The organism is Marinobacter sp. M1C, from assembly GCF_023314135.1.
In the GTDB taxonomy this organism is placed as follows: Bacteria; Pseudomonadota; Gammaproteobacteria; order Pseudomonadales; family Oleiphilaceae; genus Marinobacter.
Window position 1 is genome coordinate 2933712 of sequence record NZ_CP092289.1, and the last position, 22196, is coordinate 2955907.

At 55.3% G+C, this 22196-nt stretch carries 17 protein-coding genes and 2 pseudogenes; 1 reads left to right on the forward strand and 18 read right to left on the reverse strand.

Annotated elements, in window-relative coordinates; all coding sequences use genetic code 11:
* Positions 1–85 precede the first annotated feature (85 nt).
* The 13 genes from MIH19_RS13785 to MIH19_RS13845 form a co-directional block, all read right to left on the reverse strand.
* Positions 86–670, reverse strand: a complete 585-nt coding sequence (locus MIH19_RS13785) for a UbiX family flavin prenyltransferase (RefSeq protein ID WP_249005415.1) — start codon at positions 668–670, stop codon at positions 86–88.
* 39 nt (positions 671–709) lie between these two features.
* Positions 710–1660: a LysR family transcriptional regulator gene (locus MIH19_RS13790; protein ID WP_249005416.1), complete on the reverse strand. Its 951-nt coding sequence runs from the start codon at positions 1658–1660 to the stop codon at positions 710–712.
* Positions 1661–1782: 122 nt separating this feature from the next.
* Positions 1783–2532 (reverse strand): SDR family oxidoreductase, encoded by a 750-nt coding sequence (locus tag MIH19_RS13795; RefSeq protein ID WP_249009007.1) that lies wholly within the window; start codon positions 2530–2532, stop codon positions 1783–1785.
* A 71-nt stretch (positions 2533–2603) separates the two neighbouring features.
* A complete protein-coding gene (locus MIH19_RS13800) occupies positions 2604–3869 on the reverse strand; it encodes a TRAP transporter large permease (RefSeq protein WP_249005417.1) in 1266 nt (421 codons plus the stop codon).
* Between the two features lie 4 nt (positions 3870–3873).
* The gene (locus MIH19_RS13805; RefSeq protein ID WP_249005418.1) at positions 3874–4449 is read right to left on the reverse strand and encodes a TRAP transporter small permease subunit; all 576 of its coding nucleotides are present in this window, start codon (positions 4447–4449) and stop codon (positions 3874–3876) included.
* 82 nt (positions 4450–4531) lie between these two features.
* Positions 4532–5611: a TRAP transporter substrate-binding protein gene (locus tag MIH19_RS13810; protein WP_249005419.1), complete on the reverse strand. Its 1080-nt coding sequence runs from the start codon at positions 5609–5611 to the stop codon at positions 4532–4534.
* Positions 5574–6356 (reverse strand): sterol desaturase family protein, encoded by a 783-nt coding sequence (locus MIH19_RS13815; protein WP_249005420.1) that lies wholly within the window; start codon positions 6354–6356, stop codon positions 5574–5576. Before MIH19_RS13815 ends, MIH19_RS13810 begins: the two co-directional genes overlap by 38 nt.
* A 68-nt stretch (positions 6357–6424) precedes the next feature.
* Entirely contained in the window at positions 6425–7885 is a 1461-nt protein-coding gene (locus tag MIH19_RS13820) for an aldehyde dehydrogenase family protein (protein WP_249005421.1), read from the reverse strand.
* Positions 7886–7900: 15 nt separating this feature from the next.
* Complete coding sequence (locus tag MIH19_RS13825; RefSeq protein ID WP_249005422.1) at positions 7901–9334, reverse strand: UbiD family decarboxylase; 1434 nt, start codon at positions 9332–9334, stop codon at positions 7901–7903.
* A 281-nt stretch (positions 9335–9615) separates the two neighbouring features.
* Positions 9616–11253, reverse strand: coding sequence for a thiamine pyrophosphate-binding protein (locus MIH19_RS13830; RefSeq protein WP_249005423.1), 1638 nt, complete (start codon positions 11251–11253; stop codon positions 9616–9618).
* 24 nt (positions 11254–11277) lie between these two features.
* Positions 11278–12270, reverse strand: a complete 993-nt coding sequence (locus MIH19_RS13835; protein ID WP_249005424.1) for a TAXI family TRAP transporter solute-binding subunit — start codon at positions 12268–12270, stop codon at positions 11278–11280.
* Between the two features lie 39 nt (positions 12271–12309).
* On the reverse strand, positions 12310–14268 hold the full coding sequence (locus MIH19_RS13840; protein WP_249005425.1) for a TRAP transporter fused permease subunit: 1959 nt from the start codon (positions 14266–14268) through the stop codon (positions 12310–12312).
* Positions 14269–15197: 929 nt separating this feature from the next.
* Positions 15198–16139, reverse strand: a complete 942-nt coding sequence (locus MIH19_RS13845) for an IS1595 family transposase (protein ID WP_249005403.1) — start codon at positions 16137–16139, stop codon at positions 15198–15200.
* Between the two features lie 74 nt (positions 16140–16213).
* Between MIH19_RS13845 and MIH19_RS13850 the strand changes: the two are divergent.
* Positions 16214–17285, forward strand: a pseudogene (locus MIH19_RS13850) (IS3 family transposase).
* Between the two features lie 362 nt (positions 17286–17647).
* Here MIH19_RS13850 and MIH19_RS13855 read toward each other — a convergent pair.
* From MIH19_RS13855 to MIH19_RS13875, 5 genes and pseudogenes are all read right to left on the reverse strand, one after another.
* Positions 17648–18904 (reverse strand): MFS transporter, encoded by a 1257-nt coding sequence (locus MIH19_RS13855; protein ID WP_249005426.1) that lies wholly within the window; start codon positions 18902–18904, stop codon positions 17648–17650.
* Positions 18905–18939: 35 nt separating this feature from the next.
* Positions 18940–19107 (reverse strand): hypothetical protein, encoded by a 168-nt coding sequence (locus MIH19_RS13860; RefSeq protein WP_249005427.1) that lies wholly within the window; start codon positions 19105–19107, stop codon positions 18940–18942.
* Between the two features lie 183 nt (positions 19108–19290).
* A pseudogene (locus tag MIH19_RS13865) lies at positions 19291–19914 on the reverse strand (DDE-type integrase/transposase/recombinase); the annotation flags it as partial.
* A 76-nt stretch (positions 19915–19990) separates the two neighbouring features.
* Positions 19991–21412 (reverse strand): group II intron reverse transcriptase/maturase, encoded by a 1422-nt coding sequence (ltrA, locus tag MIH19_RS13870; RefSeq protein WP_249005428.1) that lies wholly within the window; start codon positions 21410–21412, stop codon positions 19991–19993.
* Positions 21413–21753: 341 nt separating this feature from the next.
* Positions 21754–22158 carry a helix-turn-helix domain-containing protein gene (locus MIH19_RS13875; protein ID WP_249009008.1) on the reverse strand — a complete coding sequence of 135 codons (405 nt, stop codon included), beginning with the start codon at positions 22156–22158 and terminating at the stop codon, positions 21754–21756.
* Positions 22159–22196 lie beyond the last annotated feature (38 nt).

Here is a 22196-nt window from a genome sequence, read left to right on the forward strand (position 1 = left end):
CATCCGAACCATTTCTGCTCTGAGGCAGATAGTTCGCTGCCCCCTTAAGTGGGCCCGACGAACGATTTGTAGGGGTCAGTGACTGCTACTTTTCTCTCCAGCGGCGGACGACGCCAAGCTCGATGCCAAAGAGATCCAGTACCCGGCCCAGGCTATGGTCCACCATATCGCTCAAGGATTCCGGCCTGGCATAAAAGGCAGGCACCGGCGGGGCGATAATAGCGCCGACTTCAGATAGCGCGGTCATGTTGCGTAAATGGTTAGTATGCAGAGGCGTCTCGCGGACCATCAGGACCAGCCGGCGGCGTTCCTTCAAAATGACATCCGCTGCCCTGTCCAACAAGGATGACGTAGTGCCAGTGGCGATTGCAGACATGGTGCGTATCGAACAAGGCGCGATTACCATGCCCATGGTTCGGAAGGACCCACTCGAGATGGCTGCCCCGATATCTTTGTTGGCGTAGCAAGTGGTTGCCAGCGACTTTACGTAGGCGACCTTGTGATCGGTTTCGTACGCCAGAGTCACGGCGGCCGAGTCGGTGATGACCAGATGCGTCTCGATCGGGGTATGTTGGAGCAGCTCCAACAGCCTGATACCGTAGACGACGCCCGACGCGCCAGAGATTCCCACGACCAGCCGCTGGGGGGTATCTACCTGTAATACATTCATACCATTCTCTTTTTTAAAAGCTGAGCCTATAGCTCGGCGTCAGAGCCCCTTGTAGGCCTCGGTCGCCTCGACCTTGGCCTGCATATTACTCCTGATGCTCTCTACGAAGAGACATGCGGCGGGGCTCAAGGGACAACTGTGTGAGTGCACGCACACTACGTAGCGAGTAAGGCCAGGCGGCTGTAGGGGACGCACGCGAAGCTCCCTAGCCCGCAGGCCATCATAGACCGTTATCACCGGAAGGATGGAGACCCAGTCGCTGCGCCTCACGAGTTCCTCGATCGAGGACAGGTCGTCGACTTCGATATGCGGCTCCAAGGCGAGGCCCTGGCCGGCAAAGACCTGGTCTATGAGCGTTCGTAGGCCGTGGCGCCTTGAGGGCAGGATAAGCTTCATGCTCATCAGCTCCTCGAACGCTACCGGCCCGACGTCCAAAACCTGGCTATCAGCCCCCGTTGTCACGAGCAGCGCTTCATCTACCACAGGCGTGCTGATCAGCGACTCGATGCGTTGGTTCTGGTTGATGACGGCAAAATCCAGCTCACCATTGAGGACACTGTCGATCAGATCCTGAGTATATCCAGTGGTGGCGTAGATTTCGACCTCGGGATGGCTTTTCGTGAAAAACTGCAGTACATCCCACAAGGCCGTTGTGGTGGCGGAGGCAATCAGGCCGACAGCCACCCGGCCGGTGATTTCCCCGGCCAGGTTGGCCATGCCGTGGCGGGCCTCGAACAGCTTTCGAACCAGGGGCTGGAAAGTCCGGTACGCTTGCCTGCCGGCAGGCGTCGGCGTCATTCCCTTGGGCGTTCGATCGAAGAGCACTTGGCCGAACTCTTTTTCGAGTTTGGTTATCTGGCTGCTGAGAGCCGGCTGGACGATATTTAGACGCTGCGCTGCACGAGTCGCGGAGCCTTCTTCATACAGACATATAAAGTACTTCAGCTGTCTGAGTTCCATGAGTATCCCTGCTTGCTGTTGCTGAGCCATCAGTTATACCCGCTTTGGGACCATCGTACCTATAACCTCCAGCATGTGCTCCGTATCAGTCCGTCTGTTCGCCGCCCGCCTTGCTTATCCGAGCAGCGTTCTTCAGACATGAAATACCGCTGTCAGTGCATAACCGAGCCGCCATCGACGACCACTGTCTCTCCGGTCATGAATGCACTATCGTCGGAAACAAGAAACAGCAGCGGTGCTATCAGGTCTTCAGGCATCTGGTCACGTTTAATGGCCCTACTGGCAATGACCGGACCGGTCAGTTTATCACGAAGTTCCTTGTTCTTGATGACTCCTTCGCTCAGGACCAGGCCCGGTGCCAGCGTATTGACGCAGATGCCGTGGTCACCAAGCTCTCTAGCCAGGGCTCGAGTCAACGCCAGGATGGCCCCCTTGGAGGTAACGTAGTGGAGAAGGTTGGGCATTCCCTTGAACGGGGTGCCGGAAGAGATATTGACTATACGACCATACCCATTGCACTTCATGTACGGCACAACCGCTTTGGCACACACGAAGGGTCCGCGGACATTCACACCCATTACTTTATCCCATTCGAGGACATCTATTTCCTCGAATGGTTTAAGGTCTAGCGATGCATAGATCGCGGCATTATTCACCAACACATCAATACGTCCAAAGCATTCAACCGCGGCGGCTGCCATGGCCGATGCAGAAGCCTCGTCGGCAACGTCCGTGGTGACCGACAGGGCCCTGCCGCCGCGCCCTTCGATCTCGCGTACGACTTCCGCCCCATCCAGGATGTCGGCAACAACGATACTGGCTCCTTCCGCCGCCAGTGCCTTGGCATAAGTCGCACCTATTCCTTGGGCGGCGCCGGTAATAATCACCACTTTATCTTTCATTCGACTCACAAGACTATCTCCTGGTTAACGCCTGGGCAAAAGGCCCGGGTCAGGTTACAGATAACTCAGATCTAATCGGAAACGAGCCACGTTGCCAGTTCAGGCTGCCAAGCGATCAGCACCATAATCAGTATGGTTGACAGCAAGAAGGGCGATAGTGGTCGAAAAATCTGACCGGGGGTGCACCCGGTTACACGGGATGCCACAAAGAGCGCGGCACCGACAGGGGGAGTAAAAAGGCCCAGGGTCAGGTTGATACACATAAGGACCCCCAAGTGATAGGGGTTGATGCCATAGACGCTCTCAGCTACAGGCAGCAATATGGGTACCAACAGAATCAATGCTGCAATGCCATCGATTACCATACCCACCAGCAGAAGCAATCCCATCACTAGTAGCAGGTAGACGAACGGGTCAGAGGTCATACCCAATATGAGGTCACTCAATTGCTGGGGTATCATCTCGTAGACGATAACCCAGCCAAACACCGCGGCCGCCGCCACCATGGCCAGGACCACGCCAGTATTTATACCGACACGCAGGAGCATGCCGCCCATGCGTTCAAATTTCATTTCCTTGTGGGCAAATCGGCCCACGACTGCCGCCATGGCTGCGCCTACGGCCGCGGACTCGGTCGGGGTTGTGAAGCCGCCAAGTATGCCGCCGATCATCACTACTGGTACGCTGAGCGAGGGCATGCCGGCAAGGATGTTTTTCATCTTCTGTGCCCGGGTCAGGCGCGCGCTGGCAGGATACTGATAGCGTAGGCCGAGAAGGGCGATAATAATGATGAAGCTGGCTGCCATCATCAGCCCAGGGACAACACCGGCCAGGAAGAGATCGCCTATGGAGATCTGGGCCAACACGCCAAATATGATAAAGAGCATGGACGGCGGAATCACTGGAGCCAGCAGGGCTCCGGCCGCGGTGGTCGCTGTTGCGAAACCTCGATCATACCCCTGCCTATGCATCTCGGGCACCATCACCTGCCCCATCACCGCCACCTGGGCATTTGCCGAGCCTACAATCGACGCCATCATCATGTTGGCGATGATATTGATATAGGCAAGGCCGCCACGCACCGATCCGAGGAAGACCGATGCAAATGAAACCAGGCGCCGGGTAATTCCTCCCTCGTTCATTAGCTCCCCCACCAGCATGAAAAGCGGAATCGCTAGCAGCCCGTAGTTCTCTAGCCCACCGAAGAACTGCTGGGGATAGGAGAGGAAAAGAACGCTGTTGCCGCTTAGATAAATGTAGATCATGGCCGTGATCGCAAGGACAAGTGCAATTGGCAAGCCTATGAAAAGCAATGTGAGAAAGCTGGTAGCAACCATGGTCTCAAACTCCCGTTTCAGTGATTACATGGCCTATTGGCTCCGATGCCGGCACTGTCAGCGTTTGCAGGAGATTCGCCAAGGCATGAACACTGCTGGTCAGAGCCGTGATCGGCAAGATCAACCAGAACCAGACTTTGGGGGCCCCAAGGGTCGCGGTAGGCGAGTCATAGATGAAGTTGAAGGATTTGGCTGCAAACTGCTCGATATCAAAGCCAGTACTGACCAGCAGGACAGGGTCAAACCACAGGTAGCAGAGCACGAGGAACGCGATTGTGAACGCAAGGACAAACAGATCGCTGATACAGCGAAGCACCCGGCGGGCGCCCGGAGGTAACGCATTCTGCACCAGAGTGACCGAGACCGCATCGCGAGTTTTCAGAGTCAGTGAAAGGCCGATCATGGCCAACCAGACCATAAACAGCACGGCCAGTTCATCGAGCCACAAGACCGGAGCCCCCAGCGCGCGCCCAGCCACATTGACCAGAACCATTACAGGAATGACAAGTACCAACATCCGCAGTACCCCCCGCTCACACCGGGCCACTACTTCGCTCAGAGCTAGGATTGGACGGATCATAGAGCCCCCTTGGAGACATCCGAATACCAACAGACAGGCACGACAGGCGGAGTGAGCCTGTTGCGCCCATAGACGAACTCAGCTATTCGAGTTCGGCGGCTTCCTTGCGCAGATCTTTGAGAATTGAACTCTTCTGAGACCAGGTCTTGTCCCACTGCTCCAGCTTCCCTTCAAAAAACTCGGGGCCGACCTCCACCACATTCAGTTCGGTCCCCTGGAGGTTCTTGAGCATCCGAGCTTCGATCTCGGAATACTGGCCAAACAGGTTGTTAAGATGTTTTTTAGCTACTTCCGCAATCAGGGCCCGGTCCGCCTCGCCCAACTGAGCCCAGAGCCGGCCCGAGATCAACCCCACTACCGGGAACATCATGTGCCTGGAATACAACAGGGTGTCACCGCGCTCGTAGAGCTTTAATTTCCAGACCAACTCCAGGTCTGCATCTATCCCATCTACCTGGCCATTCGCCAAAGCATCGTAAACCGCAGGCAGGGGCATAGGTGTCGGGGCAGCGCCCAGGATCTGATAGAAGTCTTGGACGGGAGCGAATGGAGTCACCCGTATCTTGCGGCCATCAAGGGACTCGACGCTATCCGCTGGAAATGTGGTTAGCATCAGGCGCATTGCAGCTATCCCATAGCCCAGACCGACAGTCCCGGTCTTTCTTGGAAGCCTGTCCAACAGTCTTTGTGCCGTCGGACCGTTTAGCAGCTTACCGGCCTCTTCGACATCGCCAACCAAATAGGGGGCGAATAACGCGCCCATATCAGTCACATGATTCGTAAGCTCGGCCGCAGTCAAGAAGGCCATGTCCAAGGCACCCGTTTGCAGTTGCTGCATCATCTGGGCCTCGCTTCCGAGCTGGCCTGAGGGGAAAATCGAGACACTGAATTTACCGTCCGAGCGCTCTTTCAACTCCTCCCCCATGGCTTTCGCGGCGACCGACCAAGCGTGAGAGATAGGTACTATAAGCCCAAGCCGCATTTCTTTCGCGCTTGCAATCGAGCTAAAGGCAAGGGTTATGGCCGCAAGCAGCGTACCGATTATTCTTGTTCTTAAAATCATGTGGATCCTCACTTTTTCGAACAGTATGTTGTTGTTCTTTAGTAATTTCTTTCCGGTCCGCTTATTCTTCGTGGTCTTCCTGGGGCGGCCATGGGTCACGTGCACCCCTGCCCTTGTAGAAGTTCTCGTACCGATTGCGGTCGGCTGGGCGCATGCCATGGTGTTTGGCTCCATTGAACATGGTTCGCCAGAATCCGTGTTCCAGGTCGCTTGTTCCAAAAATCACATCGCATATAGGAAAGGTGAGATTGAAGTTCCTGTGCTGCATCAGGCCAGGATGATGGTGGATGACGTGCATTCTTCTGACCGTATTAATCAAGGGCAGGTTATCGAGGAATTTACTGTTCTCCACGTGAGATAGCGTATGAAGCCCCTCATACATGAGGTAATAACTTGCCATGAAGATAACCACCATATAGCCCGCATTGGCCGACCATACAGCTCCCAGTATTAGTGCTACCGGTACAGCGCTCAGCACAAACATGACTGGAGCGAATGGAGGAAACAGTAGCGCCCGCCAATCCTTCTGGTCCTCGAAGGACAGATCATCATGGGTAAAAAACCGATGATGGGAATTTACATGGCGCTGATAAACCGTGCGCAGTCCCTTGACGGGCCGATGCAGAATGTAGCGATGGGCCGCCCACTCGATATAGTTTCCGAAAAGAAACATCGGGATGAGCAGCATCCATTCCCAGGCGGTGGGGCTCTGTAATTGACGCCAACAGTAGAATATGGCTCCGAAGGTGAATATGAGGGTGAAGCCGAGATGCAGTTCACCGCGGTACCAGCGGGGAGTAGAATCACGGTATTCTTGGCGGTATGTTTTTTGTTTGTTGTTCATTGCCAGTCTCTTTTTTCTAGTAGATTCATGAACGCTGTTCGGACAGCGCTAGCCTTTCCTCAAGAGCACTACTTAGCCACTCCACAGTTCTGATAGACGTGTTTAAGCTCGGTGAAGTCATTCAGGGCGTCATAGCCGTGGAGTCGACCGATGCCGCTCTGCCGGTAGCCACCCGTCTCGGCTTCAGCGAACAGCTTGTTATGGTCATTCAACCAGACGGTTCCATTAGCTAGGGCCCGGGCTACCCGCAGCCCACGACCGTCCTTTTCTGTCCAGACACTGGCAGATAACCCAAAGCGGGTATTGTTCGCTTTACTGATCGCTTCGGCTTCGGTGGAGAAGCGCTCCAGCACCAGAAGGGGGCCGAATATCTCTTCCTGGCAAAAGAAAGCGTTGTCGTCGCCGTGCGTAATAAGCCCCGGAGTCAGGTAGGCGCCCTTTTCAAGTTTGCCTTTGGGTAAGGTGCTCTCCAGGACGACATCATCGCAGCTGGCATAGGCCCGATTCATTTGTTCCGCAACCCGGTCCCGCGATTGCCAGTCAATCAGCGGCCCCATCTGGCTGACGGGGTCCAGTCCGGACCCTACTCTGACAGCTTGGAGGGCATGCATCAGCTGTTTCCTCATATCGTCGAAGCGACTCTCGTGTACCAGCACGCGCCGGGCTGCAGTACATTGCTGACCGGAAATAATAGTCGCAGCAGCGGCGAGTTTAGGGGCGATGTCTGCCGGCTCAACATCCTCGAATACCAAGGCGCATGATTTTCCGCCGAGTTCCAGCGACAGTTTTTTCATGGTGGGAGCGGCATCGGCCATGATCCTCTGCCCTGTTGCGGTGGAACCGGTGAAGCACAAAACGTCAACTTCAGCACTTGCGACCAGATGTCGGGCACCTGCATGCCCAGTTTCCGCAAAGAAATTGACCACTCCTTTGGGCAGGCCCTCCAGGTCCGACAGCGGCTCGAGAAGAGCTGCAGTAATTAACGGGGTCTGGGGCGCCGGCTTGACGACGACCGTACAACCTGCTGCCAATGCTGGCCCTATGGCGCGCGCCAGCAGTGTCGCAGGAGCGTTCCAGGGGATAATCAACGCCGCTACGCCAGCCGGCTCCCGGAGGATGGTTGAGAACTCACCCGGCGCTACCTCCAGAACATGCCCAGGATTGTGCCTGGCCAATCCCGCGTAATATCTAAGCTCCGAGACAGTCGCAGCAAGTTCGCCACGAGATTGGGAGATGACCTTGCCATTTTCACGAGTCAGCAATTCAGCCAGAGCTTCCCCATCTTCTTCAAGGCGAGCGGCCCATTCCAAGAGGACTTGCTGCCGGAGACGGGGGTTGTGAGACCAAACCGGATCTCGAAAAGCTCGTCGTGCCGCCTCAATTGCGGCCTGGGCCTCTCTCTCACCACCGTCAGCGAAGCGCCCGATCCGGTCCCCGCTTGACGGATCCAGACTCTCTGCCCAACAATCGTCCACCGATGGATAGCGCTCTCCACCAATCAGATGTAACGCTTCAATTTCTGTCTTCATGCAGATCCCCTAAACCTATTGAATTCCGACTTGCTCACGCCAGCTATCTGCCGTGTTGTTTAGCACTTGCTCAAGGTCCACGTCAGCTTCCCCTGGAACGCTGATTCGCAAGAATTTGAAGGGCGGAGCGTCGAGGGGAACCGTTGCGTCGAACCCCAGCTTTGCCCCCACACCATCGCGGGTGGAAGGATCAAGCTTGGATGCTTGGGTTTCACTGATCACTACCAGGTCGCGATCGCCTTGGAACCGGGTCGCAACGGCCCACTCAACCTCGCCCGGGTCGTGGATATTTACGTCACTATCGACCACAGTGACATGCTTGACATCATAATGGCCTGCCAACGCCCCCAAAATGATATTCTTGGCTTCACCCTCGGCCCTCTTTTCAATTTGTACATAGAGGTGGTATCTGCATACGCCCCCCTTGGAAAGATGAACATCTCGGACATTTGGAAAGCTGCGCTTAAGGTGAGCCAGTAAGGTGGCCTCCCGGGGTATGCCTCCGAGAAGAAGGTGCTCCAGGCTGCCTCCCACGATGGTATGGAACAGGGGCTTCTGACGATGAGTAATAGCATCCACTTCAACAACGTGCCGCTCCGCTCGCTCACCATAGTACTGGGGAAACTCGCCGAACGGACCCTCCATCTCACGAACCTTTACCAACAGGCGGCCCTCGATAACGATCTCAGCCTGTGCCGGGACCAACAACTGGTTGGTGACACATCGCACTACGTCGAGAGGCCGCCCCCGTAACGCACCGGAAATCTCCAACTCGTCATGATCGATCGGAACAATGGCCTGGGAAGAGAGGAGCGTCAGCGGGTCGGCGCCGATGACGATCGCAACTTCAAGATCCTGACCGCTGGCTTCTGCCTGCTGGTAGAAAGACAATGCATGACGGGGGAGCAGAAGCGCGCCCAGGCGATTTGGGCCAGTCACCTGCAGACGGTGAATCGAAACGTTCTGTATACCGGTAGTCGGGTTCCTGGTAATCATAAGCCCAGCCGTGATGTATGGGCCGCTGTCGTGCTCGTTATGGGTCGGGATCGGCAACAGGGACTCCAAATCCACCCCATCCGTGTGCACGATTTCCTGACAGAGCGCCTCAGTTGTTTCACTACAAGGCAGTGGGTTCAGAGATGCATCCAGGAAGCGCTCCAGTACCTGTCCCGGTTGGACTCCCATAGCCTCGGCCATCCAGCCCCGATCCGACAATAGGCCTGAGATCACGGGGACTGAATGTCCGCTGGGTGAAACGAAGAGCGAGGCCGTATGCCCATCCAGGCGATTCGCGACGGCGGCCACCCCGAACTTGAGAGCCACCCCTGCGCGAACAACGCTCAGGCGCTTCTCTCGGTGGAGGTGGTCAAGCCAGCCTCTTAGATCTGCACCGGGCGGGAGCCCGGGCGCCCGCCCGGACGGCACAGATTGAGAAGAAGCTTCACCCATAAACACCTCTGATTAGTTATTGTTACTTCGGCTTTGGTCCCTGGAGTTGCGTCCAGGCATTCATGACCAAGGTAGGTTCTTCGCCCAGTGATCTGGTGGCCATATTGTTTAGAATAAGCGTGGCGAGCAGCCGATACTATTAGGAAAAAATGATGTCAAGTATCACTTCTCGTAATGGCTCCATGCAGAGTCTTTTGAAACAGTTCAACACAGGAATCTATCTTGTTTTCCGGGCGCTCGAACCAGCCAGGACGTCCCGCGGATTTCGGCTCGACTATGTATTATGGCTTTAGAATACTGGGATCCAACTTCAACTCGATTAGTGTCAACTTGTCACTATTAAGCGCAATCGGGAAGAACTCCTTGAAATCCTCAGCTGTATTTACGCATCGCGCTTCGGCTCCGAATGATCGAGCCAATTCGACAAAGTCGGGGTTGTGCAGATCAGTCCCGAACCTACGATCGTACGTCCGCTCCTGGTGCATCCGGATAGACCCATAGCTCGCGTTATTGATGAGAATGACGACTATCCTGACTCCGTACTTGATTGCTGTGGCCAGCTCCTGGACTGTCATCAGCAGACAGCCATCCCCAGCGAAACAGATGACCGGACGGGCGGGACAAGCCAGCTTCGCTGCAATCGCCGCAGGCAGCCCATAGCCCATTGATCCGGAAGTAGGCGCAAGCTGCGAATGAAGGCGGCGGTAGCGAAAGAAGCGCTGGACCCAGAGCGTGTAATTACCAGCGCCGTTAGTAACGATGGCATCGTCGGGTAGTGTTTCGCTTAGCCACGTGACGATATCACCGAGTTGGAGCTTTCCTGGCAACCGCGTAGGCACCGTCCACCGGAGGTAGTCATCCTTTGCCGTAGCAAGCCAGTCCTCACGACAGGGGCTTGTTTCCGGATGTTGCTCAAGGGAGGCCAGGGCCTCGGCAAATGGCACGACCGCCGAGCAGATACCCAAATCTGGCTGGTAGACTTTCCCGATTTCGTCGGCACCGGCATGCACATGGACCAGCCTCTGGAACGGGCGCGGCACCTCGACCAAGGTGTAATGCCGGGTCGCGATATCGCCAAGACGTGTACCCAGCGCAATCAACAGATCTGCATTCTGAATGCGCTCGGCCAAAGCCGGATCCATGCCCAAACCCGCCTCGCCGACATAATTCGGGTGTGCATTGTCAAAACGGTCCTGTCGGCGAAAAGCCGCTGCCACGGGGATCGCGTGTGCAAGGGCAAAGTTCTCGACCTGGCGACGTGCCTGTTCTGTCCAGTTAGGACCACCCACAATAATAATCGGCCGCTCAGACTTATGGAGCAACGTCACCATGCGTTCCACATCCCCAATATTTGGGTGAGGTCTAACCGCCAACGCCGGCTTGAGCGGTGGACAGAGCAGAGTCTCGTAGAGAAGATCTTCCGGCAGGCAAAGGACCACAGGGCCAGGTCGACCACTCATGGCCGTCATGAATGCCCGATTGAGAAGTTCGGGCAGACGCTTGGCGTCCTCCACCTGAGCAGACCATTTGGTTATCCCCCCGAACCAGGCCTGGGGATGAACTTCCTGCCAGGCTTCTCGCCCGACAGCGTCTCTTGGTACTTGACCGACAAGCACCACCAGGGGCGTAGAATCCTGATACGCAACATGGAGTCCTGAAAAAGCATTTGCCGACCCCGGCCCGCGGGTAACCAGAGCAATGCCCGGTCCGCCGGTAATCTTGGCATGAGCCTCCGCCATCATGGTCGCACCGCCCTCGTGACGGCAGCTAACGAACTCGACATCCGCGGCGTCGCAAAGCGCATCCAGGACCGGCAGGTAGCTCTCCCCGGGAACACCGAACACTCGCGTGATTCCGTTTCGACGGAGCAGTTCGACGATCACCTGCCCGCCAGTCAAGGCTGCGTTTTTCTCAATCAATGTCAGACTCTCTCAACCCTATTGCTATTTGAGTATCCCAGCTTCCCGATAGTACCGCTCAGCGCCAGGATGCAACGGCATTTGCAGGTTCTCTTGCTTGGCTGATTCTTCAGCCTTCCAGCTAGCCATCGAACCGAACTGCTGCTTCAGTCTCTTCCGGTTTTCCATGATCCCCTTCGTTATCTGATAGGCAAGCTCTTCCGAAAGCGCCTTATTGGCATACAATGAAGTCGGGAAACCAACGCCCTCCACCGGCTCATTCTGGCCCTCGAACGTATTGGCCGGCATGGTAGCTGGGCTAAAGCCGTATTCCTTGAGGTAGGCCACGGACTCGTCACTCAGGCTAAGAAAGCGCTGTCCTGGGGCGATAGAAAGTTGCGCTGTGTTTGGATGCCCTGGCGTGGTGATACCGATGATCATGTCTATTTGATTGTCACCGAACTGGTTGCGCAAGACACCGAAACTGTTCATGGCAACATTACCGCCGAAAGACTCAATATCTTCATAGCTCAGACCATAGGATTGCAGGATAAGGCGGGCGATGTATTCGTTCAGGCTGCCGCGGGGTCCGGTCCCGATACGAACCGGGAGCTTCTGTTCCTTGATGTCTGCCAGCGACTTGATTGGGCTGTCCTTTTGAACGGTTATACGCTGATAGTACTGGTCCATACCGCCGACCAGCCCACGCACGTTTTCAACCTTGCTATCAAACGGACCAAAACCTTGAGCTGCCCAGTTCGCCACCGGCGGAAAAATCATGCCAATATCGGCACGCTCGCCGGTCAGCAGTTTTGTATTCGCGATAGCCATGGGTGTATTCATAATCGCAACGGAAGAACCTGGAGGCAGTTCCTCAAGCATTGCCGAGTGTAGTGTACCGGCATAGGCATACCAGGTGCTGCCGGTTGGAGCTGCTGCAAACAACAGATGAGCCGGCTCAGCGGAGGCAACCGCAGGCAGTGCCAGACTGACGCCCAGTATCAAGCCGGCGACTTTGCTTTTCAGTGTGGTAGACATGTTCATGTTTCCTATCCAAGTTTGATCGTAATCGGCAGCTTAACTGCCGGCTTTCCCCACTGGGCTAGAATAAGACAGCTTCGTTTTACGGCCCTGCCACAGCCAGACGAGAACAAATAGCCCGAGCCCAGCCAAGGATGCCTTAAGCATCGGAGCGATGAGCAAACAGGCTGCAAAGAAGAGCATTACGGTCTCGGCTCGGGTGTTGTGTGTCCGCAAGTACCCGGCGACGCTACCCGCCAACACGTAACAGCCGAGAGTAGCGGTGACGCCGGCAAGGACTATGTCTTGCCACTCGCCCTCCAGCAAGAGCGCCGGATTAAACGCGAAAGCGAAGGCAACCAGGAATCCCGCCAGACTGTAACGAAATGCATAGAGGCCGGTCTGCCAGACATTCGCGCCGGCAATACCTCCCGCCACGAACGCGGCCAGCGCTACGGGAGGGGTCACCATCGATAGCGCGGCGAAATACAGCACGAAGAAGTGCGCCGACAGCAGCGAGACATTGAATTCGCTCAGAGCCGGTATCGCCAGGATTGCGCCCATGATGTATGCGGCTGTGGTGGGCATCCCCATACCCATGACGATGACCATCAGCATGACTATCAGTAGCGCGGGCAGCAGCATTCCCCCTGACAGCAGCGCAACGAAGCTACCAAAGGTCAGGCCAAGATTGGTCATCGATGCGACACCGACGACGATGCCTGCGCCGGCACAAGGGATCGCCACCGCCACAGCACCGCGCGCGCCATTGTCCAGAGCCCTGACAGAATCGACCAGCACGCCCTTGGCCGCAGAGATGGCGCCGGCAGCACCGTGCCGGCGGAATGCGCCGACGGAACTGGAAAGTATCGCCAGTACGATGATGAGCACGATCGATTCAAGCGTTGCGGAGCTGAGCGCGCGGCCAGCCAGGATCTGGTAGATCAGGACTACGACGGGTATAAAAAGATAGAGGCGCTTGGCAACATTGCCCCACGTCACTGTCATCTCATCCTGAGTCATGCCGCGATAGCCTTTTTTCTTGGCAGTGAAATCGACGACAAAGTAGAGCGCTGCGTAGAACAGGATTGCGGGAATCAAGCCTGCTATCGCCACTTCTGCGTAGGAAATTCCCATGAACTGGGCGATCAAGAAAGCCGCCGCTCCCATGATTGGCGGCATGAGCTGCCCTCCAGTGGAAGACGCCGCCTCTATCGCGGCCGCTTCCTCGCCCTTCATACCCGAACGCTTCATAGCCGGAATGGTAAACATGCCCATCACCGCGGCGTTAGCGGTTGCGCTACCGCTAACCGCGCCAAACATGGATGATGAAATGATGGAAACTTTGGCCATGCCACCCCGGAATTTCCCCACCAGCAGCACCGCCACGTCGATGAACAACTGGCCTCCCCCGAAACGCTCCAGGAACGCACCGAACAGCAGGAAGTAGAATACCTGGGTGTAGGATACGACGCTGGGGATGCCGAATACCCCCCCGCTCTGCAGCACCTGCAGGTCGAGGAAGCTCTCGAAGAACCTCATGCCCGGTTCTCCCCGATGAGCTATGGTATCGAGCACCGGAATACCGCGCAGGTAGGGCCCGCTGAACTGGTACACCAGGAAAAGCAGTATGACCACAACTAGACCTAACCCCAAGGCACGGCGCGTCGCCTCGATTACCAGCAGGAGGATGACAGTCCCAACAATGAAGTCGGCTACAGTCAACGGGTCGACCGAGGCAATCCGGGTAGTTAACCGCCCTTCGTTGACCAGGTAGTAGGCCGCGACGGCAACAGCAGCAAGAACACAGAGGTAATCAGTCGCCCTGGAAAACGAGAATGTCCCCGCCGAGCCCTGGATCAGGGGGCGAGTCACGAACGTCAAGGCTACCGCGAACATCACGTGGACGGGCACGGCCACGATCAGATTCAGGGGTATGCCCCAAACCATGTAGATCTGGAAAATGGACCACGCAATGGCAATGACTGAGGCGGGGGTGAGAAAGGTTTTCAGCATCCGCTCGAACTCCTCTTTCGGAGCAGCGACGCTTCCTCTCTGCAGCCTGAGTGACCGGCTATAATCGGGATAAATGCTAGCGGGGCGCAGGCGCTCGCCTCTGCAGCGGTAGAGTTTGCGCTCCTGCGAGGAACGGAGGCCGCTCCAAGCTTGCAGGGTAGCTCTTCGCACAGAGCATTCGAGGAGAAGCAGTGCGGCTGTCGACCTCTGCGCGGCTCGCGCCGGTCTATGACCTGCAGCCCAAAGTCCAACCAGGATATTCCAAGCCAAGAAGGCTGCGACCAAGCCCAAGCTTTCATAGTAAAAGCCTCTGATTTCTTTGTTTTTATTACTGGTTCGGAAAAAGGCAAGAGAAGCCAATCCATCGCCATTGGGCCCGTTTTAGGACCATCAATTTTAACGTTAAGCTAGAACGTCCAGAATCCGAATGCCATTAGGAATTAATGATGCCTACTATCAGTAACTGCTATAGCACGGGCCGGGTTACGGAATGACCGGGGGTTCATCATTAGCCGCCTCGTAAGCGCCAATAAATCGGCCCACTTGCCTTCAGTCGAACTGCGACACTTTTTTTGACGCCTGTCCCAGTTCCGCATTCCAAGGCAGAAGCAGCTCCAACTTTTCCAGCGTGTCAGCGTCAGCAATCCGCTTCAGAACATGTTGGATATAAGCCGAGGGTTCCAGGCTGTTGGTTTTAGCGGTTTATGCCGAACTCAGAACTATGCCGCACCCCCCATTCGGAAGCCTGCATTCCCCGGACTTGCCGTCAGCCTATTCGGCATAGTTTGATCTCTCTCCCGTCATTCGATGAGGAGTAGAGCTCGCAATGAAGTGGTTGAATGGATGTGACCAGCCCAGTTAAGGAATAATACCCTGAACCTGGAGAACCTACATGACCACAAGAAAGCTGTACTCAAAAGAATTCCTGATTACGCATAAGCTTCAGCCATCTTCAACAGCCTGTAAGGCATCGGTGGTGTCCGGGTTGCCACCGTCAGAAATCGTGGAAGCATGGCCTTGAGGTCGTAGCGCCGGTTGAAGCGGTATTCGAACTCGGCGAGGTAGCGAGGTGCATGCTGTCCACGGATGGCATGGTAAGTCCCGGTGATCGCGTTCTTGACGTTGCCCAGTACAGTGTTGACCCAATTGAACGCCGGGTTCGCCACGCTGGCACGTCCACCACCGGTGATATGGCGCTCATGTACGTAGGTGGACGTATCGAAGGCTCGGAAGCACCCCAGGCCGTCGCTGATGACCTGGCTGCCAGGCACAATGGCCTGCTGAGCGTAGCGACGTATCTCGGCAAGCGTAAAGCCGCTCACACAGCGAAGCTGGACACGCTGCGGATGGCCCGCCTCATCGGTTTGTACGGCCGCCACAAACGGGAACGTGTGCTCAGCGCCGCGACCGCGCTTTCCCGGCCGTTCACCGCCCAGGTAGGCGTCATCAATCTCAATGCGCCCGGAGAGCTTCTCTCCCTGGTTGCGCCCGTGCATGACCTGCAGCAGCTTGTGTTTAAGCTTCCAGGCCGTGTTGTAGGCGACGCCAAGCTCCCGGGACAGTTGTAGTGCCGAGATACCACTCTTGCGCTGGGTCAGCAGATAAATGGCCAGGAACCAGGTGGTCAACGGCAAGTGTGTCGCATGAAAGATGGTACCGGCGGTCAGCGAGGTTTGATGGTGGCAGCGGTGACACTGGTAGAGCCCCCAGGACAGCCGGCAGCCGGTGGCATTGCCACAGTCGGGGCACACGAACCCCTTGGGCCAGCGATGTTGGAGGAGGGCGGTCTGGCACTGCGATTCCGTGCCGTACTGCTCAAGAAACGCCGGCAACGACAGGCCGGGCTGGAACTGGATAGGGTTGCGTGCCATGACGTCGCCTCCTCTACTGGACATAACTCCAGTATAGGTCAAGCTGGTGGAATGGTGGCTGATCAATATGAGTAATCAGGAAAGAATTTAAGCTGGACGCCATCAGCCTTGTGCTGGAGCAGGGATATTCAAGGGCCCACGCGGCGCGCAGTCTGGAGATCAACCCAAACATGCTGGGGCGTTGGATAAAAGAGCATGAATCGGTCGATGGGCAGGCTTTCAGAGGGAACGGCAAACTGACCGCTGAACAGTTGGAAATTCGCCAGTTGCGAGAAGAAAATCGCCGCCTGAAAATGGAGAAAGACATCCTAAAAAAAGCGACGGTCTTCTTTGCCAAGGAAACGCATTAAAGTACGCGTTCATCACCCAGCATAAGAAGACCTGGCCAGTCGACGTAATGAGTCGGCTCTTGGGTGTCAGTCGCAATGCCTATTATCGGTACTGCCAACGTCAACGCGAACGGCTGCCGAATGCGGAGCACGAGGCGATGATTGAGGCTGTGAAGGAGGTCGGTAAAAGGCGCGGTCTCTAATGCGCGAGGCCGACGTTAAAGCCCGGTACCGGAAGAAGTTTAAAGTAACCACCAACAGCGACCATAAACAGCCGGTGTTCGACAACGTACTGGCACGAGACTTTAGCGCTGCTGAGCCTGATCAGGCGTACGTTGGTGACATCACTTACATCTGGACCCGAGAGGGCTGGCTGTATCTGGCGGTGTTCATCGATTTGTTCAGTCGACGGATAGTCGGTTGGAGCATGGGTCGCGAATGAACGCCAGGCTGGTGACAGACGCCCTGACCATGGCCCTCTGGCAGCGGCAACCGAAACCCGGTTTAATCGTCCATTCGGATCGAGGCTCTCAATATGCCAGCAACGCTTATCGGCGGTTGCTGTACGCAAACGGCTTCGTTGGTAGCATGAGCCGCAAAGGCGATTGCTGGGACACGCGGTCGCCGAGAGTTTTTTGCGAGCTTAAAAAAGGAACGTGTGCAGTGGCGAAGCTACCAGACGCGCACGGAGTCACAGCGGGACATTCTGAATTACGTTGTGATGTTTTATAACAGTCGACGACTGCACTCTACGCTGGGTTATATCAGCCCGATGGGTTACGAAGCAGCCGCTGTTGAACTGAGGAAAGCAGCTTAACTGGGTTGTCACAAAGTGCTTGACCACTCCAGTTTGACGTCATCCTTTCCGCGTGTAAACAGCGCCACACCGACCTCCGATTCCAGTTTTTAAGTTGATATGGAAAGCGGAGGCTGGGAACATATGGTACTTTTCTGATGCCCTGCGAAAATTCAATGTTTCGGCGAGCACCACGAACCGCCGGAGATGACGGGAATCCATACTTCCCCTTACCCAAAGAATAAATATTTACAATTTACGATCCACATCAACTTTCAAATAATTAATATTGAATACAAACATACACTCTTTTGGATATATGCCTGAGCAGCGGAAACTACCCTGCTCCTCAATGTAACGTGGCATGAACGTAGGCTTCTCGCTCAAATCCTATAATCTGCCAGCTTTCGGCGATTAAACACCAGTGTGGCAAGCATAATGGCTTGCAGGACAACCAGCGCGCCAAACCCAACCTGATAGCCCTCGACCTGATACGCGCCAGCGTCCGCCTCACCCCAAAAACCGATTACTATCCCAATACTCCACTGAAAAACAAAGGCTGACAGGAACACCAGTAAGTTGAGCGCGGTACCGGCTCGGCCGCTTAGGTTGCTGTCAAAGTGGCCGGACAGCAACGAATAGACTGTCGTGGGCGCGGTGCCAAAAAAACCCATAGCCGCCATGAACAGATGTAACGCTGGTATGTGCCAGCCTGTTGCCATGGCCGCAACCATGCACATAAATATTGTCATAAGCACTGCGATAACCGGTACCGGTCGAACTCCGTGCCTGAGTAACCACGTCAGAGCGAAACCCAGGCATAGATATCCGGTACCCATACCTATGGCCATGAACATCAACGCAGCCGCCGCCTCCCCAGAGCTTTGCAACATAATGTCGCGCAGCCACGGGGCAGCCCAAAGCGTGGCAATAGCCATCGACGAACCACTAAACACGGCGACTACCGGTGCAACACGCCAGAAAAAACCGTCACACAACACCTGTTTCAGCCCATTGATCAGGGCATGAAAATGCGTATCCTTCGGCGATTTTGAGTCCTCCGGTACTACAAAAAAAATTAATGCTGATATCACTAGAGTAATCGCTGCCAGCCCCATGAACAGACGTCTCCAGCTTGTAAATTCCAATACCCACGCTACCGGTACTGTGGCAGTCAGCGCCCCTAACGCCCCAAAAGCCAAGAGACTTCCATTCAGCATCGGTAGCTGATTTGGCCGAAACCAAAGGACGAACACCTTAAACGACGCCATCAAGCAACAGGCCACACCCACACCGATCAGCAACCGGCCCATCGTCAAGGCCGCAAGACTGTCTGCCCGCGAGAAAACAACCGCCCCAAAGGCAGCCACTAGTAACAACACTGACTCAACCCGCCGGGGACCAAAACGATCCAGCAACATGCCAACCGGCAGCTGAGCCGCTGCGAATGCCAAGAAGTAGGCACTGGTCAGCAGTCCAAGCTGATCTGCGCTCAGGTCTACATCGGCCACCAATTCATCTGCGATGACCGCATTGATTGCACGATACAAGTAGGAAACAAAATAGCCCGCAGCGAATGGTAAAAAAATACTCAGGGCAACTTTGCGCGCATGCGCCGAGCTCGCTTCAGGCTGAACCATTACCACTCCAGTTATTCTATCGTGCCGCGATTAGGTTACAGCGATACAGTACCGCCGGAACTCGCTTCGTTTTTGTACTCAGGACATCGCACAGCATTCAGGTCAAGATCCAACTTTTCAGATTCAGTATTCAGGTCTACGTTGACGGCCAAGCTGGGCCCTCCACTCACCTGCCACACGTTCTGACTTGAACCCAGTTGCATTACTGCTCCAGCTGAAGGAGCTGACATCGAAACGATTTACGAATACGTGCAACTCGTTGTTAACGTCTGTCCTTTGCCGTCGAAGACAATGCGTGGACTGTCCGCCCCGCCCTCGGCATCGTGACTCTCGATTGGCGTTGCTGACCCCGGTGATTTGCAACCCAGTTGTCCAAATAGCTGCACTTAAGCAGCCTGTTTATTGCGCTCAATTTCCTGCAATTTTCCAGGGTTGAGGGATACGGCTCCGGCGACTGTCCAGTTTCGAATGTCACCAGACCAACGCCTGGGATTCAGACTCTTTGCTCGTTCATACACCGCTTCACGTTTGGCTAGCAACTCTGCATCAACACCTTGGTGTCGTTGTGCGGGCGTCACGAAGTTGATGCCGCTGTGCAAGTGCTCCTCGTTGTAGGCCTGCTCGAACAACAGCATCCATTCACGCACCGTTGTTAGTGATCTAAAGCCTTTGGCAGGCCACTTCGGGCAGTACTTCAGCGTTTTGAACAACGACTCTGAGTACGGGTTATCGTTGCTCACTCTGGGTCGGCTGTGAGACATCAACATACCCAATTCTGCCAGCCGCGCTTTCAGTGTGTAGGACGTCATCGGCGCGCCATTATCTGAGTGCAGCACCGGTGGGTTTTGCCAACATCTCTCGCGCAACAGAGCTCGATCTATGAGCTTTTTGGCGAGCTCGCCGGACTCGGCTTCGTGGATTTCCCACGCCACGATTTTGCGGCTGTAGATGTCCATGATCAGGTACAGATACCAGTGCTGACCGCGCACCTCTGAGGGGCAATAACTGAGGTGAGTAGGCCAAGAGAGTTTCACTCTCAGCCTCTCGCAGAACGGTGCGTGAACCTCTCGGCTCACACCGCTCCCATCAAGCAAACGCACCCGACATTCCTAGCGACCAATGCGCAAACAAATTGGGTCGCGCTTTGACCAGTCGTTCTAGCGTGGCAATCGTTTTCACCTTCCGTCCTCGAAGATGTTTGTACTTTCGCATAGCCCATCTGACCAGCCGTTGGTTCACATATCGCGATACTCGGTACATCAATGACCGATAGTAGCAACCATAGTAATTCCACCAGCCTCGCAGGTATGGATTGATAAAGTCAGCAATGTCCATTATCGACAGATCCGTTCGCCGCCCTATCTTCCACGCTCGCACCTTCTGAATAATCGCCTTAAGTGAGGGACGACTGATGCCCGGACAAAATCCCAGAAAAAGCTCTCCGGTTTTGTCTTTGACCATTCGCTTCATAAAGGTATAGCCCAAAAATTCAAAGGATGTGTGTTCGTGGTTTCCTGTTCTACGGTGATCCTTACAGTAAACAATCTTCGTTTTCTCTGGATGCAGCTCAAGCCCACATTCACCGAACCTTTCACGTAGCCTACGTAGCAGGAAGTGAGCCTGCTTTTCAGTACTACAATGAGGCAGCCCATCATCTGCGTACCGACACCACTCAATGGTTGGAAAGTGCTGGCTCAGCCAGCAGTCGAACGTATAGTGCAAGAAGAGATTCGCCAGCACAGGGCTGATCACACCACCCTGTGGCGTCCCTTTCGTGCGCTCAATCGCCCGCCCCTCCGGACTCATTAAAGGTGCCGTTAGCCAGCGTCGAATGTACAGTTTTACCCGCGGATTGGTTGCGTGCTTGTCGACAGCTTTCAACAAGAGTTCATGCGGAATGTTGTCGAACAGACCACGGATATCAAACTCCAAGACCCACGGATAACGCCAACACCTCTTCTGAGTGACGCCTATAGCCTGGATCGCCGATTTTCTTGGGCGATAGCCGTAGGAATCTGGAAGAAAGCAAGGCTCGACCTCGGGTTCAAATTGGAGCTTGACCACCATTTGGGCGATTCGATCCGCTACCGTTGGTATTCCCAGAACCCGCTCCCCGCCCGATTTCTTCGGGATGGAAACGGCACGAACCGGTGGAGGCATATAGCTGCCCGAAGACATCCGGTTCCAGATTTTATAAAGATTATCCTTTCGATCACGGTCAAAGTCCTCCAGTGACTGCCGATCAATACCGGCTGCCCCTGCATTCTTTTTGACTCGTTTGTACGCTTCAACGATTAACCATTTATCAATGTCGAATGGTTTTGCCTGATGTCGATCCTCCTCCTGCGCTTGCAGTTGAGACCGAGATACAGGCTGCTTGATGCTGCCCCTTCGCTCCACTCCCATTACAGGAGCTTCGTCACTACTACGAGCAGCTCCGTCCCAGTATCGTGCATCGGTACTCTCAGCCTTGTGGTGGTCGCCACTTGCGCTTTCTCCCTTAAACATCACGATGACGGGTTCCCGCAGTTCCCAACAAGAGCCTGATATTGAGTCGCGCCCACTTTATGCCGGACACCACTTGAGCAGCATTCGGAGTTCACCCACAAGCTAATCTCGAAGATGGGACACGCCTTCGATTTTGATGTCATATATGGTTTTCGACACGTCATCATGGGTTCGTTTTCACTCGCCTCTCAATATCACACCTGACTGCTTTTTTTCTCGCAGCCTTTTGACCCAACGCTCACCACGAATACTCTTAATACATGCAGCTTGGGCTGGTTTGGAGCCTGCTTCCGACAGCCGACTCCGGTGGGCCTACCACCATCTCTTGCTGAGCTTATGGCTCAGTAAAATGTCTGCGTCCTTGCATCTATTTTCTGGTGCCTCTGCGGCACACTGTCCCAGCTCCACACCTGGTTCGGGCCAGTGGCCGTAAAGCTAGTGGGCTCAGGGACTTTGCGCGGTGGTTTCATGCGGCCCCGATGATTCAATTGCGGGTGCTTTTTGAGCACTCGGTAAAACGAAGACTCCGACGCCAGATAAAGTCCTTTATCCGCCAGTCGAGGCACGATCTGGGACGGTGGCAATCTCTGATACTCCCGTTCATTGCAGGTATCCAGAATGGCCGCTTCTTCAGCGTGAGTGAGCTGGTGTGGCTGCACAACGCGCTCCGCTTGCGGGCGCTGATCCTCTGCCACAGTGCCGTTAGCGCGTCGCCAGCGTTTCAACGTGCGCTGGCTCAGCTCCATCAAATCGGCCGCCTTGTAGCGGGCCGCGCCACTGGCAA

Bases quoted from the DNA above. Each gene is read 5' to 3' on its own strand.
- MIH19_RS13785 (WP_249005415.1), bottom strand. From the start codon at position 670: ATGAATGTATTACAGGTAGATACCCCCCAGCGGCTGGTCGTGGGAATC.
- MIH19_RS13790 (WP_249005416.1), bottom strand. From the start codon at position 1,660: ATGGCTCAGCAACAGCAAGCAGGGATACTCATGGAACTCAGACAGCTG.
- MIH19_RS13795 (WP_249009007.1), bottom strand. From the start codon at position 2,532: ATGAAAGATAAAGTGGTGATTATTACCGGCGCCGCCCAAGGAATAGGT.
- MIH19_RS13800 (WP_249005417.1), bottom strand. From the start codon at position 3,869: ATGGTTGCTACCAGCTTTCTCACATTGCTTTTCATAGGCTTGCCAATT.
- MIH19_RS13805 (WP_249005418.1), bottom strand. From the start codon at position 4,449: ATGATCCGTCCAATCCTAGCTCTGAGCGAAGTAGTGGCCCGGTGTGAG.
- MIH19_RS13815 (WP_249005420.1), bottom strand. From the start codon at position 6,356: ATGAACAACAAACAAAAAACATACCGCCAAGAATACCGTGATTCTACT.
- MIH19_RS13820 (WP_249005421.1), bottom strand. From the start codon at position 7,885: ATGAAGACAGAAATTGAAGCGTTACATCTGATTGGTGGAGAGCGCTAT.
- MIH19_RS13825 (WP_249005422.1), bottom strand. From the start codon at position 9,334: ATGGGTGAAGCTTCTTCTCAATCTGTGCCGTCCGGGCGGGCGCCCGGG.
- MIH19_RS13835 (WP_249005424.1), bottom strand. From the start codon at position 12,270: ATGTCTACCACACTGAAAAGCAAAGTCGCCGGCTTGATACTGGGCGTC.
- MIH19_RS13840 (WP_249005425.1), bottom strand. From the start codon at position 14,268: ATGCTGAAAACCTTTCTCACCCCCGCCTCAGTCATTGCCATTGCGTGG.
- MIH19_RS13845 (WP_249005403.1), bottom strand. From the start codon at position 16,139: ATGGCACGCAACCCTATCCAGTTCCAGCCCGGCCTGTCGTTGCCGGCG.
- MIH19_RS13855 (WP_249005426.1), bottom strand. From the start codon at position 18,904: ATGGTTCAGCCTGAAGCGAGCTCGGCGCATGCGCGCAAAGTTGCCCTG.
- MIH19_RS13860 (WP_249005427.1), bottom strand. From the start codon at position 19,107: ATGCAACTGGGTTCAAGTCAGAACGTGTGGCAGGTGAGTGGAGGGCCC.
- ltrA (WP_249005428.1), bottom strand. From the start codon at position 21,412: ATGTTTAAGGGAGAAAGCGCAAGTGGCGACCACCACAAGGCTGAGAGT.
- MIH19_RS13875 (WP_249009008.1), bottom strand. From the start codon at position 22,158: ATGGAGCTGAGCCAGCGCACGTTGAAACGCTGGCGACGCGCTAACGGC.